Raw genomic sequence first — 17,370 nt, forward strand, 5'->3', positions numbered from 1 at the left:
CTAAACTCGTTAAAATAGCCGCTCAATCAATTGCGGAGTGCTGACTGTGATAAATTTACCAAGCTGGGATCAATCTCTGATCAACAAGTACAATATTTCTGGTCCTCGATATACATCTTACCCAACAGCATTGTCTTTAGCTGATGGTTATAACCAACAAGATATGATTAACGCGATTGCGGCGTCGAAAAGCCGTTCTTTATCTTTGTATATCCATATCCCTTTTTGCAGTCAGCTTTGTTATTACTGTGGTTGTAATAAGGTGATCACTCGTCATCAATCTAAAGCCGATTTATACCTAGATAATTTAGCGCTTGAAATTGCTGAGCAAGCAACGCTATTTGCCGATTATAACATTGAACAACTGCATTTAGGGGGTGGTACGCCAACGTTCTTATCGGCAGAGCAAATGAGCCGCTTAATGGTATTGGTTGAGCAGCATTTTAATTTTGCTGATGATGCCGAGCGCGGTATTGAGATTGACCCTCGTTCTTTAGCTGATGGCATGCTAGTACACCTACGTCAGCTTGGCTTCAATCGTGTCTCATTTGGTATTCAAGACTTTAATGATGATGTGCAACTGGCAGTTAATCGCCCGCAAAGCGTGCAATCTGTAAAAGGTTTAATTAGTGAGGCTCGTGAACTTGGCTTTAAATCTATTAATGCCGATATGATTTACGGTTTGCCACTGCAAACACCTGAGAGCTTTAAAGAGACGATTGCACAGCTGATTGAGCTAAACCCTGATCGCGTGTCGGTATTTAACTATGCTCACTTACCAGATAGATTCGCTGCACAGCGTAAAATTAAAGACGCTGACTTACCATCTGCGGGCGATAAGCTCACTATGTTCAAAAATACCCTTGAGCAGATGTTAGCGGCGGGTTATCAGTTTATTGGTATGGACCACTTTGCCCGTAAAGACAATGAACTAGCGATTGCACAAAACGCAGGTCAATTACACCGTAATTTCCAAGGTTACACAACGCATGGCCAATGTGACTTATTAGGTTTGGGTGTGTCATCGATTTCGCAAATAGGCAATGCCATTTTACAAAACGAAAAAGAGTTGAAGCACTATTACAAAGCTGTGCAAGAAGGCTATGGCAGTGCAATCTGTAAAGGTGTTGCTTTAACTGATGACGATACGTTACGTGCCGCAGTGATCAAACAATTGATCTGCCAGTTTGAGCTGGATATTCCAGCAATCGAAAAACAGTTTAATATTAACTTTGCCAGCTACTTCTGCGAGGCACTACAGGCACTCGACCCATTACTAGCTGATGGCTTGGTGTCTGTTAGCCAAGATAAGATCACAGTAACAGCTCGCGGTAATTTATTTATTCGTATTATTTGTATGTGCTTTGATGCGCACCTACAACAACAAATCAAGCAAACTCGTTTCTCACGAGTTATCTAGCCCAACAAAAAGCAGAGCCTAGGCTCTGCTTCTATTTTGCTTAAATCGCAGCATGTTTGTTTAATTGAATACTACGTTTTCGCTGCCTGGAGCGGCTTTAAACTCTTCAATTATACGTGCGCAATCTGCTTTAATTTCATCGCTATGCTGTTCTTCAGCACGCCAGCGAGCGGTGTCCATTTTAAAAATCTCTTTTTTAGAGTATTTCTTACGGGCATCGTGCGTTGGCATATCTTTTACGACTTCGTACATTTTAAATATGCCTGGGTAGCGCTCACTTAGCTCAAACTCTTCTGCAAAGCTGTATTGAGAGATCAGCACCCAAATACGTAAGCAACCTTCTGAGAACTCACATTGCTCTTCATTCATTGCACGGGCAATTAAATGAATGCTATCGGCTAGCTTTGCATTACGCTTTGCTTTTGATGCCGCAAGCTTTTGCTCATGCTCAGCTTGCTTCTTGGCGATAAGCTTATTTTGCTCTTTTAGTTTATACAGAAGTTGCCCTGCATAAAACGCAAGCCCTGCGATAATTGCCGCACCAATTACAATGGCAATAATCAAGGTTGTGCTCATCGCTCATCCTCATCTTCGTCATCAAACCATTCATTGGCTAAGTCATCAGATAAGTACTTATCGAAGTCAGATTCACCTTCATCGTATGAATCATCTTCAAAGTCATCTTCGTACTCGTCTTCATCTTCAATGCCTAATAACTCACACAGTGCTTGGTGGCGAGCAATACGGCTATTGAAGTACTTAGCATCTTTACCTGTTAATAACTCACCGCGCTCATGACGCTCAACTAGCTTAAGTAGACGCTCGTCATTCTCTAGCGCTTCTAACTCTTGCTCTGGTGTTAGTTCAGGCTCAGCCACTTTCTTAAGCTCAACCATAGGTTTTAAGTTGCGTTTCATTTCAACTTTCGGCTCAGCCTTAGGCGCAACTAAAGAAACCGGCTTTTTACTACCAACACGCTTATCTTTCGGTTGATTGTTTACAGCAGTGTTTTCTGCATTTTGTGCATCAGGTGCATTTCGAGACCCAGGTTTAGCACCTTTGGTCTTTTTAACTCGCTGCTCTTTTAACGCGCGCATCTCTCTAAGCTTTTCTTTGCTTAGACGTACAGGACCATTCGATGGAATTTTACGCGACTTTTTCTTTCTACTCATATCTTGATCATCTCACTTAAGAGGTTGTGCACAACGCCTTTGTGGCATTGTAATGCTGGCATAACCAGAAGAATTCGATGTGCGGATGTGGTTGGTCAACTTGACGAACTGCGCACTTTTCATACTTTTAGTACAAACGGTGGCTATTGTAACAGGACAAATAAAAAGGCGGTAGAGAAAACATCTCTACCGCCTACTAATCTGAGCGCCAATTATCTGGACACTTCTCCCTTCGACTTTTTAGTCTTTATTATTTTTATTATTATTGTTTATCCATTTTGTTATTGTTTTAACCTTCCGTGTAGCATTCCATTTTGTTTTTATTATTAAACTTCCATGAGCTTTTATTATTCTCGGTCAATCCTGACGCTTTTTTGTTATTTCCTTTAGGACACCTAACCAGTGTCAACCCCTAAAGACTTGCCGCAGTCACTTTCCTTATTACATTGTCCATGTTGTTTTTGCTGTCTCAGCGACAGTGGTTAATTTACTCATTAATAATTTTGTTACAACTGATTTATATAATTTTTCTTACAGATAAGATATTGCAACAAGCTCAACTTATTTAATAACAAAGAGTTATGTATAAAATTGAAATAAAAATAAGATTTAGCTTACAGCTCGATATGGACAATGTCTCACAAAGGCGTAGGAGATTTCGACATAGTTTAAATACAAAAAAAGCAGCTTGCGCTGCTTTTTTCACACTAATCACATATTACTGCGGAGTATTACTACCCGCAATCAGACTTTAGTGTAAGCCACCTAAGTATTTTGAAAGTACTTCGATGTCTTTGTCTGTTAGCTTTTTAGCGATGTCTTGCATCATACCGTTTAAGTCGTTATTACGCGTACCATCACGGAATTTTTCAAGTTGTGACTTGATGTATTCTGGATGTTGGAACGAAACTTTCGGGAATTTAGCTAGTGATGTACCGTTACCACGAGGACCGTGACACGCAGCACATGCTGGAATACCACGCTCTGCATCACCGGCTTTATAAAGCTGCTGACCTACTTCTACTACATCTTTAGGCGTTGTACCTTCAGACATATTTAAAGAAGAGAAGTAAGCTGCTAGGTCTTTCATGTCTTGATCGCTAAGCGGCATAGCCATACCACTCATTACTGGATCCATACGACCTTCTTTGCCGCCAGATGTCATACCTAATTTAAACTCTTGTAATTGTTTATAGATATAATCTGCGTGTTGGCCTGCAATTTTAGGGTAGATATTAACCGGTGCATTACCGTCTGGGCCGTGACAAGCCGCACACGTTGCCGATTTCTCTTTACCTGCGTTTACATCGCCATCAAATGCTGTTGCGTTGCTTGCTGACAACGTACCAAGCAATATAGTTAAAGATAGTGCTATTTTTTTCATGGTGAATTCTCTGTTTCCGACCCTGTATCATCTACAATATGGATGTTGTGATTTCTATATTCTACACGATAATAAATTCTCTGGCACGTTTTCTGCCCACATTAAGCTCATAATTTATAGGGATTTGACTTAGATTAAGTTTATACCTAGTAATTTTCCTAATTTAAAGCCAATTTAGCACGCTTAAATACGCTTTTGAATGCTGCTTTAATAGTATAAAATACGTGCCTTAAGTGGAAATTAGCCACTGTTTGTTATTTTTTATAAAAGACTAGGAGAGCCTGTGCTCAAATCTCGTATCAAATACAATACTGCGTCCTTTGTTACCAGCGCACCTGATATCTCACGCTTACCTGCTGATACGGGGATTGAAGTCGCGTTTGCTGGTCGCTCTAATGCGGGTAAATCAAGTGCTTTAAACACGTTAACAGATCAAAAGTTAGCGCGTACTTCTAAAACACCCGGTCGTACTCAGCTGATCAATACCTTTGAACTTGATGCCGATAAACGCCTTATCGACTTACCAGGCTATGGTTTTGCTAAAGTTCCTATCGAAATGAAGAAGAAATGGCAAAAGTCACTAGGTGAATACTTACAAAAACGTCAAAGCTTAAAAGGTATCGTTGTTTTGATGGATATTCGCCACCCGTTAAAAGATTTAGACCGTGACTTAATCGACTGGGCCGTGGGCAGCGAAATTCCAGTGCTGGCACTATTAACTAAAGCCGACAAGCTAAAACAGGGCGCGCGAAAAGCTCAAGTTTTACAAGTTCGTCGTGAGTTAAGTAGTTTAGATGGTGATATTACAGTACATGCCTTCTCTTCACTAAAAGGCACAGGCTTACCTGAAGTTGCTAAAAAGCTTGATGAGTGGTTCTTAGGGCCCATTGAAGCTCAAGCACCTGAGTCTGACGAACAACCAGAAGCTTAATCGCTTAGGCCAAGTAATAACGCTTGGCTAATGATTCTATATAGTAGCCCTGCTCGTCTGAGCAGGCTATTTCGGCCCACTGATAATAAACATTTCTCGATACCCTCGCAGCCAAGCCATGTGCTAATTGAAGATAAGGCACACTGACACCTTCAAATTCTCTCAGTAATAGTGGTTGCTTTGCTGAAACCAACCAAGCGCGCTGTAAATTATCAACACAACAAAGCGCACGGCCTTGCTCTGTATCTTCAAAGCGCCAATCAACAATAATAAAAGGTACATCATCGACCGTGATAGCCATTTTCTCGACGGGTGTTTTTAAAAAATAACTACCTGCTTCTTTGCAAAGCACAGAGGCAAAGAGTTTAACCATTGCCTCGCGCTTTATTTCACTGCCGGCATAAAACCACCGCCCTTGCGCATCAATCAATATAGGCACTTGTCCACAGTTTTGTGGCTGCCATTGATCAAAAGGTTTATCGGGTGCCTGAAGAGCGGCTTCTAAGTCAGCAAGTGATTGCATTATTTTTCTTTATCTAGCGTCAAAGAAAATGTTACAGGAACAGCTGTCGCAATTGATGGTAAACCCGCAAGTTTTTGTAACTCACTAATACCTTCTGTTACTTTGAAATCACTTGCATTAATAATCACCGGCGTAAACGATGAAACAGTAACATCGCCTTTCGGTGACATATTGGCAAGTACATCAATTGTTAACTCTTTCTTGTTGCCATGGAAGTCTAATTCAGCTTTCAAACCTTTAAGCACATGTTGACCTGGTTTTAGCGTTAACAGCGCTTTGCTTAAATCAGCAGTTAACACTGCATTAGGGAATTTAGCTGTCTCAAATAACAACTTGGTCATGCGCTCATTGCGGATAGGGATCAGAGTTTCAACCGATGTCAGATCGATCATCAACTTAAATTGACCTTGCTCGTTAAGTGTACCCGACACGTTTTTGAAATGATGCGCTTCTGCAACTGAATTCTTTTTGATAGACACAAAGCTCACATTGCTTTGCTCATTATTAACTTGCCAGTTTGCGCTGGCTAAAGGGGCAACTAAAATACTCGATAATGAAAAGGCAGCAATTGCCAAAGATTTAAACATAACGCATTCCTTCGAAAGTAAATAAGAATCACTTTGATGGTATCACTTGCGTTAATTTGTGCAATGAATTGTATGATAAGAGAAAGAAAAAGCGACTCACTCAACAAGGAGTGAGCCGGTATAGCAAACTGGGGAGAAGCTATCAATACGTTGCATCCTTTCAGATGCATCATCAACAGGATGTCCTACAGGATGAGGACGGCGCGGACTTTAGCAAATACCGGATTAAAAATAAATTGCATAACCGCAGAAACAACACAAATTGATAAACATATAACGAAACACTAAAACCATCTTTTCTTGTTTACTTAAAGTTAACATTACAGCGAACCGTAATTTAGGGTAAAGTGAATCAACAGCACGCAAAAATCAGGCTTTTTCAAGGCTTGTTAGTGATAAAAATTGCAGTAGAAGAGTAAAAGGTATGAAAAAAATCCCCTTAATTTTATTTGCTACCTTACTTTTTTTAATGACCCCCTACTGCCATGCAAAAAAAACAACGACACAATATCCGGTAATTTTAGTTCATGGGCTAATGGGATTCGATAACCTACTCGGCCTAGATTATTTTTATAATGTTGCTACAAGTCTCAATCAAGATGGTACCTTGGTGTTCACGCCAGCGGTCTCGGCTATTAATAGCTCTGAAGTACGGGGCGAACAATTACTCACTCGCGTAAAAGCAATTTTAGCACTGACTGGCGCAAAAAAAGTAAATTTGATTGGCCACAGCCAAGGCGCGCAAACAGTGCGCTATGTTGCCTCAGTCAGGCCAGATTTAATTGCCTCAGTAACCAGTATTGGCGGTGCAAACTATGGTAGTGACATTATAGATCTAATTAGTCAAAAACTACCTGCAAACTCTCAAGCAGAACATGCTGCTCAATTAGTATTTAATGCATTTGGTGGTGTTATTTCACTACTATCAGGTAACAGTGACTTACCACAAAACACACTGGGTGCATTAAATAGCTTAAGTACACAGGGTGCTCATGCATTTAATCAAAAATACCCTGAAGGTTTACCAGAAAATAAATGCGAGCAAGGTCAGCTAGTTGCCGAAAATGGGGTGTATTATTTTTCGTGGAGTGGTACAGCAGCACTCACCAATATACTGGACCCAACCGACTTGCCCATGCTGCTTGGTTCGTTACTTATTTTAGGTAAAGATGATGGCCTTGTATCGCGCTGCAGCAGCCATTTAGGACATGTCATCAAAGATGATTATGAAATGAACCACTTAGATGAGATTAATCAGTTTATTGGTTTACACAACTTTCGGGAAATTGACCCTATTGAGCTTTATCGTCAACACGTAAAGAGATTGCAAGAGTTGGGGTTTTAGCAAGTTAGCAAGTTAGCAAGTTAGCAAGTTAGCAAGTTAGCAAGTTAGCAAGTTAGCAAGTTAGCAAGTTAGCAAGTTAGCAAGTTAGCAAGTTAGCAAGTTAGCAAGTTAGCAAGTTAGCAAGTTAGCAAGTTAGCAAGTTAGCAAGTTAGCAAGTTAGCAAGTTAGCAAGTTAGCAAGTTAGCAAGTTAGCAAGTTAGCAAGTTAGCAAGTTAGCAAGTTAGCAAGTTAGCAAGTTAGCAAGTTAGCAAGTTAGCAAGTTAGCAAGCCTAAATGACTTAGCTTACGTGTCAAGCAACTCGCTAACTTTACTCTTTCCCCTAGAAACTCGCTAACTTTCTAGCTGATAGCTTTCATTTTTTCGAGACTATTAGTGAGCCTGTTGCCAGTTGTCACCGCTGTCGGCTTCAACAATCAGAGGCACATCAAGAGTCGCGGCTTCTGACATTAGCTTACAAATTTCAGCTTTATAGTCGTCAACACACTCTTCTTTAATTTCGAACACTAATTCATCGTGCACCTGCATTAGCAGCTTCACTGAACCTTCAGCTTGCTCGTTCACCCACTGATGAACTTTAAGCATCGCTTTTTTGATGATATCAGCAGCAGTACCTTGCATTGGTGCGTTGATCGCAGCACGTTCAGCGGCTTTACGACGAGCACCGTTACGGGCATTGATTTCTGGTAAATGTAAGCGGCGACCAAAAATCGTTTCTACATACCCTTTATCAGCAGCTTTTTCACGAGTTGTTTCCATGTACTCAAGTACGCCAGGGAAACGCTCGAAGTATTTATCAATATAATGCTGTGCTTCATGGCGTGGTACATCTAACTGACGTGATAAACCAAACGCCGACATGCCATAAATTAAACCGAAGTTAACCGCTTTGGCTTTACGACGCATATCGCTGGTAACCTCTTCAAGGCTAACCCCAAAGACTTCTGCCGCCGTAGCACTGTGTACATCTAAACCATTCGCAAACGCAGTTAATAGGCCTTTATCTTGTGATAAATGCGCCATGATACGTAATTCAATTTGGCTGTAATCGGCAGCCACAATTTTATGCCCAGGTGCAGCAATAAAGGCTTCACGAATACGGCGCCCCTCTTCTGAACGAATTGGAATATTCTGTAAGTTAGGATCCGTTGAGCTTAAACGCCCTGTTGCTGTTACAGCTTGATGGTAAGAGGTATGCACTCGCTTAGTGCGCTCATCAACCATTAGCGGAAGTTTATCTGTGTAGGTTGATTTAAGTTTAGATAAACCACGGTGCTCAATAATCACTTTTGGTAATGGATAATCATGAGCAAGTTCTTGCAATACTTCTTCTGCTGTCGAAGGTGCACCCTTAGGTGTTTTTTTGATAACAGGCAGCTCAAGTTTTTCAAACAAAATAGCTTGCAGTTGTTTAGGTGAGCCTAAGTTAAATTTTTCACCTGCAATATCATAAGCTTCTTGCTCAAGCTCTAACAGGCGCTCGCCTAAACGTTGGCTATGAGCTGCCAGCATATTGCTATCAATTGCAACACCAGTACGCTCAATATCAGAAAGCACTGTGACAAGTGGTAACTCAATATCTTCGAATACTGACTTCAACTGACTATCAGCATCAATTTTTGGCCATAACACTTGGTGAAGACGTAGCGTTATATCGGCATCTTCAGCAGCATAAGGCGCCGCTTTTTCTAGCTCAATTTGATTAAACGTTAACTGCTTTTTACCTTTACCGGCAATATCTTCAAAGCTGATATTTTTGTGGCCTAGGTATTTCAGTGCCAACGAGTCCATATCATGGCGGCTACCTACACTATTAAAGACATACGACTCCAACATAGTGTCGTATTTAATACCCTTTAACTCGAAGCCCGCATTCGCTAACACGCTTTTATCGTACTTAAGGTTTTGCCCCACTTTCGCTTTGTTTTCGTCAGCTAAGATTGGGCCAATTTTTGCCATTACGGTTTCTAAGCTTAATTGTTCTGGCGCATCAGGGTAATCGTGAGCAACCGGAAGGTAAGCCGCTTCACCCGCCTTAACCGCAAAGCTCATACCAACCAATTGAGCTTGCATATAATCAAGGCTGGTTGTTTCAGTATCAAAAGCAAACAATTCGGCGTCATTTAACTGCGCCACTAAGGTATCAAGTTGCTCTTCAGTTAAAATAGTTTCGTAGTGTGCATCAGCAACTTTTGGTAGTTCGTTAGCTTCAGTTGGCACATCTAAATGCGTATCAGCGTCTTTAGGGTTATCAAGTAGCTCAGCTAACCAACGGCGGAACTCACATTCACCATAAAGTGCAATCAATTCGTCACGATTAGGCTCTTGCAGCTTAAAAGTTTCAAGATCTGACTCAACCTCAACATCACACTTAATTGTTGCTAATTCATAGCTAAGTGGCAGATGATCAAGTGCTGCAGCAAGTTTTTCACCAATCTTGCCTTTAATTTCACCAGCATGATCAATGACACCTTGCAATGATCCATATTTTTGTAACCATTTCACTGCGGTTTTTGGACCACAGCCATCAACACCTGGGATGTTATCGACCTTATCACCCATTAAAGCAAGGTAATCAATGATCAACTCAGGACCAACGCCAAACTTTTCAACCACAGTATCTGGATCTGAAATGCTATCTGTCATGGTATTGATCAGCGTTACATGCTCATTAACAAGCTGCGCCATATCTTTATCGCCTGTTGAGATCAGTACATGACGCTGCTGCTCTGACGCTATGCGCGCAAAGGTACCAATAACATCGTCAGCCTCAACACCTTCAATACTAATCAGTGGGAAACCCATTGCTTTAATAATGTTGTGTAGTGGTGCGATCTGTGTGCGTAAGTCATCCGGCATTGGCGGACGATTCGCTTTGTACTCGCTGTACATGTCATTTCTGAAGGTTTTACCCTTGGCATCAAATACCACCACCATGTGCGACGGATCATATTGCTTGATCAAACTCTTAAGCATATTAACTACGCCATAGATTGCGCCTGTCGCTTCACCTTTTGAGTTAGTAAGGTGCGGCGGCGAATGGTATGCACGGAATAAATAAGAAGAACCATCTACAAGAATAAGTGGATTTTCAGGGATCTGAGCCATGGTGAAATTGGATCCTAATTGAATAACATTAAATTGTTTGTAAGCATGCCATAAGGCCATGAAGAAAACGACTGTGAATTATTAACCAATAAAGGTTTATGACAGAGCAAGCTGTGGATAACTTTGTAGATAACAGACAGAGCTAGTTCTCCCGAAATGAAAAAACATTAAGGAAAATTTTATAAGTTCATGTTTTGATTTAAAAAAGATATTACGGCGTTCTTTTTTTATTATTTTTGTCCGATGTGGAAAACGGTTTTAGTAGCGATAACCTTTTGCTTATTCGATACCGAATTAACATCCCTTTTCATAACCGGAGGAGTATTCTAGCATAATGGATCAAAGATCATAGCGATCCTTTATACTTTTTTTTTCGTTAGTAATTTATAAAAAGGCATAAACGGCTATTCATCATGCTTTGCGAGTTATCAAGCGACAAAAATTTTTTATTTTGTCGCCATGCTCGTATCCTTGTTAAACTAAAGCTAGTCGCATTAAGGAGAGTTCAAAAATGAAAAAAGTTGCTGTAATTTTAGCTGGTTGCGGTGTTTACGACGGCGCAGAAATCAATGAAGCCGTATTAACCTTATTACATATCGCAAAAGCAGGCGCGAGCTATCAATGCTTCGCACCCAATATCGACCAAATGCACACCATTAATCACCTAACCGGTGAAGAAATGACTCCTAACCGTAATGTGTTAGTTGAAGCTGCGCGTATTGCCCGTGGTGAAATTAAAGCGCTGACTGAGCTAAATGTAGATGAATTCGATGCCTTGATCGTACCAGGTGGCTTTGGGGCCGCGAAAAACCTATCTGACTTTGCTGTTAAAGGAGCAGATGCCCAAGTTCAAGGTGATGTACTGACAACTGCGAAGGCCTTTGTCGATGCCAACAAAGCAGCGGGTTATATATGTATTGCTCCTGCCATGCTGCCACTTATTTATGGTAAAGGTGTAAAAACAACCATTGGTAACGATGCAGACACCGCAGCAGCAATCGAGCAACTTGGCGGAGCGCACCAAAGCTGTGCTGTGGATGATATCGTTGTCGATCCTCAGCATAAAGTGGTCACAACCCCAGCCTATATGTTGGCCCAAAGCATTTTAGATGCTGATGCGGGTATCGAAAAATTGGTTAACAAAGTATTAGAGCTTGCTTAAACATCAAGCTAGGAGCCAGTATTTAATGCTGGCTTTTCTTGCGCTAACGCAAAAAAATGACGGTTTTTCTCAAGAAAAAGCCTTTTAGATCATTTTATAAATTGTGGCTTAGCGTTATAATCGTTCTAATTTCCGTCAGATATCGTGATTGATCACGTTCAAATCGAAGTGAGCAAGGCAAAATGAAAAAACTATCAGCTGCATTATTACTGCTAGCAACAACGGCATATGCACAAGCGTATGACAACTCTTTGACTGAAGATGCAATTAAAAAGCGTCTAGCGCCAATTGGTTCTGTATATCTAGAAGGTGATAAAGCTGCGGTCGCTGCTGAACCTACAGGTCCTCGTTCTGGTGAACAAGTTTACCAAGCAGCATGTTTTGCTTGTCATGGTACTGGCGCACTAGGTGCACCTAAATCAGCTGATGATTGGGCTCCTCGTATTGCTAAAGGCATGGACACTCTACTTGACCATGCAATCAACGGTTTCAACGCGATGCCTCCTAAAGGTACGTGTATGGACTGTTCTGATGAAGAGATCAGCGCTGCTATCGATTTCATGACTAGCAAGTAACAGTTTAAAACTAATACTAAGGGCTTAATTTTATTAAGCCCTTTTTTTGTGCCTGCTTTTAGCCGCTAGACTAATGCTGTAGCCAAATACGCCCCATCATAAATTACTATTTTGTTAACACCTGTTACTTGACGATCTAATAAAAAAGTGGAACTATAAAGGACGAAATTTAAACAACAATAAGATCTGGTTCTAAATCATTGGAAGATTCAGCAACACACATTGATAAGCTAGGCCGAAAAAATGCTCGCTTAAAATCGCTTTTACAAAAGTATAAGCAATCACATCACTTGCAACATGCTCTTTTACAATTATCAGAGCAAGCAAGCACTGTTGCCGAATTAACCCTGCTCTACCCTGCTATCCACAACATTCTGCAAGACTATATCCCAAGTAAAAACTTTTTCGTTGTGTTGCATAACCCGGTTTACGATAACCTTGAGCTATCTTATTTCGCCGATGAAAAAGATGGTCTTTCAGTACCGTTAAAATATGAGCAGTACTTTAAAGAAGGCCTCACAGGTTACGTATTTAAACAAGGTAAAACCTGTTACTTTACCAAACAACAAACAGAGCAAGCGGTTGAACAAGGCTTACTTAAGTGCTTTGGTACGCCAGCTGAGCATTGGGTTGGAGTGCCCGTCTATCGCGATAAAGTCATTATTGGAGTCATGGTCGCGCAAAGCTATGACAATAAACAAGGCTATTCGGAGCAGCAAATTGAGTTGCTCGAAGCGATGTCATTATATTTGGCGACAGCAATTGAACGAGTAAAAAAACGTGAGCTGCTCGAATCTGAAGTAAAAATTCGCACCCGTGCACTGACACAAAGTAACCAAGCACTGAACGACGAAATTCAACAACGTAAAAGTGCGCTAGAACGTCAACAGATCTTATTTAAAATATCAGAGCTGGCAACACAAAGTAAAAACCTCGACGATGTATATCTGCATGTACATAACATTATCAAAACCATTACCTATGCAGATAACTTATACATCGCATTGTATGACCAAAAGTCACATTGGTTAAGTTTCCCTTACTGCGTCGATGAGTTTAACGATAATGGTAAACCACGGCCATTTGCTAAAGGCTACAGTGAACTGGTGCTCAGCACTGAAAAGTGCCAAGTCATAGACAGTGAAAGAGCAAAGGAGCTTATCAAGCTAGGCGTTATAGAAAGACCGGTTAATGTACCACCTGAGCGCACCGCGACGAGTTGGTTAGGTGCTCCGCTGAAAACCTCGCAAGGCGTTATAGGCCTCATTGTTTGCCAAGCTTACAATAATAAGCATGAATTTAGTCAGGATGATTGTGAGCTAATCACCTTTGTATCGCATCAAATTGCTAATGTTATTCAAACTCACCTAGCAAACCAAGAGTTAAAGCTTAGTCACCAAAAGCTTGAGCACCGGGTCACTGAAAAAACCAAAGAACTTCGCCAAGCCAATATGCACCTGCAAATGCAAATTGAAGAGCGTAAAAAAATAGAACAACAGCTGTATCACGATGCACACCATGACTCACTAACCAGTTTACCGAATCGCAGTTTATTCTTAACTCAGCTTGAAAAAACATTGCAGCACTACCAGCGCTACCCAGAGCAGCAGTTTGCAGTGCTATTTATTGACCTTGATAAATTTAAAGACATTAACGATCACCTTGGTCACCAAGCAGGCGATCAATTTTTAATTGGTGTTGCTGAGTCTTTCTCGCATTGTATTCGTGAGCATGATTTGCTTGCACGTTTAGGTGGTGATGAGTTTGTGATATTGCTCACTCACTTAACAGAGCAACAGCAAGCCCAAGATGTCGCCAAACGTATTATCGAAATTATGAGAAAACCTTTCTGTATGAAGGGTCAGTGTATTCAAAGTGGTGCCAGTATTGGTATTACTTACTCAAAACCAAGCTACAAGCACACCGATGAAATTATACGTGATGCGGATGCAGCCATGTATTACGCGAAAAATGCAGGCCGTAATCGCTTTGAATGCTTCCATCCGCTGCTTAATGCCAGCAATGTGCAACATGATGCTGACAATATGCATCACTTAGATGATTTGCCTATGCACTTTAGAAGTGCCGAAATCATTACCTTGGATGAGCAAACTCGTGCAGAGTCTTTACTCGAAGCATTTGGTGAACACCCAGTACTTGGTAGCACCAGCTTTGAAGTACTTAAGAAGTTTGCAACCGATAGAGTTCAGCACTTTGAGGTTGAACTTAATTTATTAAAACAAGCCTTCAGCTTAGTAAGTGACAGTAATCTAGAAAAAGTATTATTCCCTTGCTCTGGTTTAGTTCTTGAACGTATTAATTTTCAAGCACTGTGTAAGCTACTAAAAGCTCACGATGCGAATAGAATGTGTTTATTATTCAACGAACAAGAAATTCGTTATGCATCGGCAGTACAAATTGAAAATCTAAAAAACTTGGTTGCACAAGGATTTTCGATTGGTTTGAATGAATTTGCTAAAGATCGCTGTGAATTAAACTTACTGACTGAGTTCCAATTCGATTACTTGTTATTAAGTTCAACGTTCAGTAAGCGAGTACTACAGCAAGAAAACTATCACTTACAACTGCAAGGTGTGCTGGCGATTACTAAGCTGCAAAATATCCAAGTAATCGCGAAAGGGCCATCGATTTTTAACTACCGCACGTTACTCGATAAGCACGGATTGTCATTGTTTATTGGTAAGCAACATGCGCTGGCGCCCTTCGAACACGAAGCACCGAGCGCACAATTTATTACTTCTTAAGCATTGCTCTTAGATTAGCTACTCGAGCTTGGCCTTTTTCCATTCGCTCAGCCTGTGAAGACGGTGGCTTTTTCGCTTCGAAGGCTAAATCATCTTGTGGTAACTCCTGCACAAAGCGACTGAGCTCTGTATCTGAGGTTTCACCAAATTGACGACGTAACTTAGCATAAGTCATTACCAGCTCTTGCTGTGCACGCGTAATACCTACATAAGCAAGACGACGCTCTTCTTCAACGTTATCTTCATCGATACTTACTTGGTGCGGTAACAAACCCTCTTCCATGCCAACCATGAACACATACGGGTACTCCAAACCTTTTGAAGCATGCAGTGTTAGTAATTGTACCGCGTCAGATTCGTCTTCTTCTTCGTTTCGTTCAAGCATATCGCGCAGGGTCAGTTTACTAACCACTTCAGCAAGGTTTAGCGGTGGATTGTCTGCATCCCCTGTTAGCATGTCGGTGATCCAACGATAAAGCTCTGAAACGTTTTTCATACGCATTTCAGCGGCTTTTGCACTCGGTGATGACTCATAAAGGTATGCTTCGTAGTTAATTTGCCTAACTAACTCTTTCACAGCCTCAAGGGTATCGCCCCGAACTGCATTATCAGAAAGCTCAACCACCCAGCGGGCAAAACCAGCTAAAGCATTAAAACCACGGCCTTTTAATCTGTGCGCAAGCTCAGGTTCAAAACAGGCAGCAAATAAGCTGATATGCTTTTCATTAGCAAGGGTGCCTAGTTTTTCAAGTGTGACCGTACCAATCTCACGGCGTGGCGTATTCACAATACGTAAAAAGGCATTGTCATCATCTTGGTTCACCAGTAAACGTAAATACGCCATGATATCTTTAATTTCTGAACGCGAGAAAAATGACATGCCGCCGCTGATTTTATAAGGAATGCGGTTGCTCATAAGTGCTTTTTCAAACACTCGCGCTTGGTGATTACCACGATATAAAATCGCGTAATCTTTATAGCTGGTGCGTTTCATGAATTTATGAGAAATGATCTCTGCCACTACTCGCTCTGATTCATGCTCTTCATCACGACAACCAATCACTTTGATAGGCTCACCATAGCCAAGCTCACTGAATAGCTTTTTATCAAACTCGTGAGGGTTATTGGCAATCAAAATATTCGCCGCTTTTAGAATTCGCCCTGCGCTTCGGTAGTTTTGTTCGAGCTTAATTAAACGTAAGCCCGGAAAATCTTTACTCAATAGCACAAGGTTTTGAGGCTTAGCACCACGCCATGAGTAAATTGATTGGTCGTCATCGCCTACCACGGTAAAACGAGCTCGCTCACCCACCAGTAGCTTAACCAACTGATACTGGCTGGTATTAGTATCTTGATACTCATCCACCAGCAAGTAACGAAAACGCTGCTGCCAACGCTCACGCGCAGTGGCATTTTGGCCTAACAATAAAGTAGGGATCATGATCAGATCATCAAAATCTAGGGCGTTGTAAGCACGTAATTGATTTTGATAACGCGCATACAGCTGAGCAAACAAGGCTTTTTGCGGCTCACGGGCTTCGCGAACGGCACGCTCTGGTAGAATCAACTCGTTCTTCCAACTACCTATTTGCATCTTCAGTAGGTTGAGTAGATCTTTGTCTTTTTTAAGTTCTTCTTCGGTCAGCTCAGCTAGTAACTGGTTGGTATCTTGATCATCAAATAGTGAGAATCCAGGTTTAAAACCTAACGTCGTTAACTCTTTTTTGATGATCTCAAGGCCAAGGGTGTGAAACGTTGAAACCCATAAGCCTTTCGACTCTTGTTTACCCAGTGTTTGCGTTACACGCTCACGCATTTCTTTTGCGGCTTTATTGGTAAAGGTTACCGCCGCAATATTGCGCGCTTGATACTCACACTTTTGCACCAAGTAAGCGATTTTATTAGTAATAACACGCGTTTTACCAGATCCCGCACCGGCTAATACCAGACACGGTCCACTGATATACTTTACCGCTTCATCTTGTTTTGGGTTGAGTTTCATAAGCCCCTAAAGAAATTATCCAAAGACAGGACGGGCAATTTTACCGTAATCACTACACTACGCCTAGCCAATAAGGTAAGATTGTTTTTTTACGTGACTCAAGGGACGAAGATGATCAACCCAGCAAAACTTGAAGAAATCGCTAAGCAAATTACTGATAACATGCCGCAAGGCGTGAAAAACCTTGCCGAAACAGTTGAAGGCAAAACAAAGCAAGCTATTCAAAACAAACTTGCTGAGATGGACTTTGTAAGCCGTGATGAGTTTGATATTCAAAGCCAAGTACTTATTCGTACTCGTGAAAAACTCACTGAGCTTGAAGAGAAAGTTGCATTACTCGAGCAGCAACTTGCTAGCAAACAAGACGAACAATAAAAAAGGAGAGCGAATTAGCTCTC

The 17,370-nt window shown here is 41.2% G+C and carries 14 protein-coding genes; 7 read left to right on the plus strand and 7 right to left on the minus strand.

All coding sequences use genetic code 11. The annotated features are described in order from the left end of the window. The first annotated feature begins 46 nt into the window (after positions 1–46). Positions 47–1,420 carry an oxygen-independent coproporphyrinogen III oxidase gene (gene hemN / locus J8Z28_RS15750; RefSeq protein WP_062566570.1) on the plus strand — a complete coding sequence of 458 codons (1,374 nt, stop codon included), beginning with the start codon at positions 47–49 and terminating at the stop codon, positions 1,418–1,420. Between the two features lie 60 nt (positions 1,421–1,480). Here the strand turns inward: hemN and J8Z28_RS15755 are convergent, their stop codons facing one another. The 3 genes from J8Z28_RS15755 to J8Z28_RS15765 all read right to left on the minus strand — a co-directional run bounded on the left by J8Z28_RS15755 (position 1,481) and on the right by J8Z28_RS15765 (position 3,976). After that, entirely contained in the window at positions 1,481–1,996 is a 516-nt protein-coding gene (locus J8Z28_RS15755) for a DUF2489 domain-containing protein (protein ID WP_054561152.1), read from the minus strand. Further along, entirely contained in the window at positions 1,993–2,592 is a 600-nt protein-coding gene (yihI, locus tag J8Z28_RS15760) for a Der GTPase-activating protein YihI (RefSeq protein ID WP_062566571.1), read from the minus strand. The genes J8Z28_RS15755 and yihI overlap by 4 nt, the downstream gene beginning before the upstream one ends. A gap of 751 nt (positions 2,593–3,343) precedes the next feature. Beyond that, a complete protein-coding gene (locus J8Z28_RS15765) occupies positions 3,344–3,976 on the minus strand; it encodes a c-type cytochrome (RefSeq protein WP_054561153.1) in 633 nt (210 codons plus the stop codon). Positions 3,977–4,259: 283 nt separating this feature from the next. Here J8Z28_RS15765 and yihA point away from each other — a divergent pair, with 283 nt between their 5' ends. Further along, positions 4,260–4,907 (plus strand): ribosome biogenesis GTP-binding protein YihA/YsxC, encoded by a 648-nt coding sequence (yihA, locus tag J8Z28_RS15770; protein WP_054561154.1) that lies wholly within the window; start codon positions 4,260–4,262, stop codon positions 4,905–4,907. 4 nt (positions 4,908–4,911) lie between these two features. On the opposite strand, the gene J8Z28_RS15775 is transcribed toward yihA, so the two are convergent. Together J8Z28_RS15775 and J8Z28_RS15780 are read right to left on the minus strand one after the other, a co-directional pair. Further along, positions 4,912–5,430 (minus strand): DUF1285 domain-containing protein, encoded by a 519-nt coding sequence (locus J8Z28_RS15775; RefSeq protein ID WP_062566572.1) that lies wholly within the window; start codon positions 5,428–5,430, stop codon positions 4,912–4,914. Beyond that, positions 5,430–6,017: a YceI family protein gene (locus J8Z28_RS15780; protein ID WP_058585960.1), complete on the minus strand. Its 588-nt coding sequence runs from the start codon at positions 6,015–6,017 to the stop codon at positions 5,430–5,432. Before J8Z28_RS15780 ends, J8Z28_RS15775 begins: the two co-directional genes overlap by 1 nt. Positions 6,018–6,441: 424 nt before the next feature. On the opposite strand from J8Z28_RS15780, the gene J8Z28_RS15785 reads away from it, so the two are divergent. Next, entirely contained in the window at positions 6,442–7,362 is a 921-nt protein-coding gene (locus tag J8Z28_RS15785) for a lipase family alpha/beta hydrolase (protein ID WP_062566573.1), read from the plus strand. 370 nt (positions 7,363–7,732) lie between these two features. On the opposite strand, the gene polA is transcribed toward J8Z28_RS15785, so the two are convergent. Next, complete coding sequence (polA, locus tag J8Z28_RS15790) at positions 7,733–10,468, minus strand: DNA polymerase I (RefSeq protein ID WP_250659675.1); 2,736 nt, start codon at positions 10,466–10,468, stop codon at positions 7,733–7,735. 511 nt (positions 10,469–10,979) lie between these two features. Here polA and elbB point away from each other — a divergent pair. From elbB to J8Z28_RS15805, 3 genes are all read left to right on the plus strand, one after another. Continuing rightward, positions 10,980–11,630: an isoprenoid biosynthesis glyoxalase ElbB gene (gene elbB / locus J8Z28_RS15795; protein ID WP_063527902.1), complete on the plus strand. Its 651-nt coding sequence runs from the start codon at positions 10,980–10,982 to the stop codon at positions 11,628–11,630. 182 nt (positions 11,631–11,812) lie between these two features. Further along, complete coding sequence (locus J8Z28_RS15800; RefSeq protein ID WP_054554118.1) at positions 11,813–12,205, plus strand: c-type cytochrome; 393 nt, start codon at positions 11,813–11,815, stop codon at positions 12,203–12,205. A gap of 200 nt (positions 12,206–12,405) precedes the next feature. Continuing rightward, positions 12,406–14,970 (plus strand): bifunctional diguanylate cyclase/phosphodiesterase, encoded by a 2,565-nt coding sequence (locus J8Z28_RS15805; RefSeq protein ID WP_250659676.1) that lies wholly within the window; start codon positions 12,406–12,408, stop codon positions 14,968–14,970. Here the strand turns inward: J8Z28_RS15805 and rep are convergent. Beyond that, positions 14,960–16,972, minus strand: a complete 2,013-nt coding sequence (gene rep, locus J8Z28_RS15810; RefSeq protein WP_054561162.1) for a DNA helicase Rep — start codon at positions 16,970–16,972, stop codon at positions 14,960–14,962. The genes J8Z28_RS15805 and rep overlap by 11 nt on opposite strands. Positions 16,973–17,083: 111 nt before the next feature. On the opposite strand from rep, the gene ubiK reads away from it, so the two are divergent. Further along, the gene (gene ubiK, locus J8Z28_RS15815) at positions 17,084–17,347 is read left to right on the plus strand and encodes a ubiquinone biosynthesis accessory factor UbiK (RefSeq protein ID WP_054561163.1); all 264 of its coding nucleotides are present in this window, start codon (positions 17,084–17,086) and stop codon (positions 17,345–17,347) included. The last annotated feature ends 23 nt before the right edge of the window (positions 17,348–17,370 follow it).

Source organism: Pseudoalteromonas sp. SCSIO 43088, assembly GCF_023650795.1.
Classification (GTDB): Bacteria; Pseudomonadota; Gammaproteobacteria; order Enterobacterales; family Alteromonadaceae; genus Pseudoalteromonas; species Pseudoalteromonas shioyasakiensis.